Annotated in this window: 1 protein-coding gene; it reads left to right on the forward strand. The window is 36.1% G+C overall.

The window, feature by feature from the left end:
* A partial coding sequence (locus tag ACFINO_RS09515; RefSeq protein ID WP_375655570.1) for a type ISP restriction/modification enzyme occupies positions 1 to 2,727 on the forward strand: 2,727 nt, incomplete at its 5' end.
* Positions 2,728 to 2,808 lie beyond the last annotated feature (81 nt).

Genomic DNA, 2,808 nt, shown 5'->3' on the forward strand with positions numbered 1-2,808 from the left:
AACCATATCACACGCCTTCAAACTATGCTTTCTGATCAAACAAGCGAAGCTTATCATGCCTTTGATGCGTTTTATAACGAATTAAAAAACAACTTAAACAGTGAGATAAAGCAAGAAGAAGCGATTGAGATGTTAGCGCAACATCTTGTGACGCGTCCCGTGTTTGAAGCCTTGTTTGAGGGCAATGAATTTGTACAAAACAATGCCATTTCGCAAGCAATGGAAAAAATCTTAACAGAACTCGATAAAACCAATATTGAGGAAGAATCCAAAGAATTACAAGAGTTTTATGGCAGCGTAAAGTTCCGTGCCTCTGGCATTACCGAACCACAGGCAAGACAAAATCTTATTATCAAACTTTACGAAGATTTTTTTACCAAAGCTTTTAAGAAGACAACGGATAGGCTTGGCATTGTTTATACCCCCGTTGAGGTTGTCGATTTTATCATTCATTCTGTTGATGATGTGTTGCGTAATGAGTTTGGAAAAAGCTTGGGATCACGGGATGTCTCTATTCTTGACCCTTTCACTGGAACGGGGACCTTTATCACAAGGCTTTTACAATCAAAGCTCATAAAACCAGAGGATATGGAATATAAGTTCCGTCATGATATCCATGCCAATGAGATTGTTTTACTGGCTTATTACATAGCAGCGATTAATATTGAATCGACTTATCATAGTTTGATGAAAGGTGAATATATCCCTTTCAAGCATATTGGTTTGGCTGATACGTTTCGGATGCTTGAAGAGAAGAACTTGCTACAGGAATTATTTAAAGAAAATAGTGAATATTTGGAACATCAAAAGAAACTAGATATCGAAGTTATCTTTGGTAACCCCCCTTATTCTATAGGACAAAAAAGTGCTAATGATAATGCAAAAAATACTCCTTATCCGATATTAGATAAACGTATTGGTGAAACTTATGCTGCTCAATCTGAATCAATCAATATGCAAGCACTTTATGACAGTTATATTCGTGCTATTCGCTGGGCTAGTGACCGTATAAAAGACTGTGGTGTTATTGGTTTTGTTACAAATGCGGGCTTTATCACTGGACATTCTCTGAACGGTTTACGAAAATGCCTTGTTAAGGAATTTAGCAGCCTTTACATTTTCCATTTACGGGGGAATGCACGAACCTCTGGAGAACAACGTAAAAAAGAAGGTGGTGGGATTTTTGGTGAAGGTTCTCGTGCTCCGATTGCTATATCTATTCTCGTAAAAAATCCGGAATCCAAACAACAGGGGAAAATATATTTCCATGATATTGGAGATTATCTCAAGATAAAAGAAAAGCTTACGATCATTAAGTCCCTTGAGAGCATTGATGATATTACGGATAAATTAGGTTGGCAAACGATTACACCAGATAAACATGGTGATTGGCTTGGTCAACGCGATAACAGTTTCAAGACATTCCTAGCTCTAGGTATTAAAAAAGGGCATGATAAAAAGCTCTTTGAGACTTTTTCGTGTGGTATACAGACTAATCGTGATGCTTGGGCATACAATTCAAGTCGTGAAACTCTCGCGAAGAATATGAGTAATATGATTACTTTTTACAATAGTGAAGTGGAGCATTTTAATGGTGCTTATACACATAATGACGGTAAAACACGTACTAAAACTGTAGACAATTTTGTTAATGCTGATGAAAGAAAAATAAGTTGGAGTCGCGCTCTTAAACAAGAATTAATAAGAGGAAAAATCTTTGAACTTGAAGATAGATGCCTTATTCAAAGCCTTTATCGTCCTTTTACGAAACAATGGCTCTATTATAATCGCGCCTTTAATGAAATGGTTTATAAAATGCCGCATATATTTCCGATAGGACGAGCGATTGAAAATAGAATAATACAAGTTACTGGTACAGGTTCACGAAGTGATTTTTCTGTACTTATGACTAATAATATACCTGATCTTAATATGATAGATGGTGGTAGCCAATGCTTTCCAAGGTATCTTTATGAGGATATTGAATCTTTAGAGGATAAAGATAATAACCAATCCCATTTATTTACAAACTCTACAGAAGCAAACGCAACAGCTAATTTACAGAGGCGTGATGCCATTACTGATGAAGGTCTAGCACATTTTAAAGCAGCTTATCCTAATGAAACCATAACAAAAGATGATCTATTCTATTACGTTTACGGTTTGCTTCATTCGGAAGATTATCGTGCTCGTTATGCTGATAACCTCTCTAAAGAACTGCCTCGTATCCCTTGTGTAAAGAGTGCTGGTGATTTTTGGAAGTTTGTAACAGCAGGACGTGAATTGGGTCATTTGCATGTGAATTATGAAACTGTAGAACCTTATCCTGTGACCTTTAAAAAGGGTAATCCAAAACAGACAGAGATCTCTAATCCCGAAAAGTTTTATTATGTAACTGAAATGAAATTCGCAAAAATTAAGGATAGTAAAGAAAAGGATAAAACCACTGTTATTTATAATAGCAATATCATCATGACAGATATCCCTCTTGAAGCTTATGCGTATATCGTTAATGGCAAGCCTGCTCTTGAATGGGTTATGGGGCGTCAATGTGTAAAGATTGATAAAAAGAGTGGCATTGTTAATGATGCTAATCGCTATGCTGTTGAAACCGTTGGCAACCCTGCCTACCCTCTAGAGTTATTTCAAAAGGTTATTACCGTAAGTTTAGAAACAATGAAAATCGTAAAAAAACTACCAAAATTGGAAATAAGAGAAACTGAATAACTTATAAAGCATGCTCACATAATGGGTATGATAAACTCATAAGGGGTATAAGGTTTTATACCTATAGGTTCTTATATCCCT

This window comes from Bartonella sp. AA83SXKL (assembly GCF_042196965.1).
GTDB lineage: Bacteria > Pseudomonadota > Alphaproteobacteria > Rhizobiales > Rhizobiaceae > Bartonella.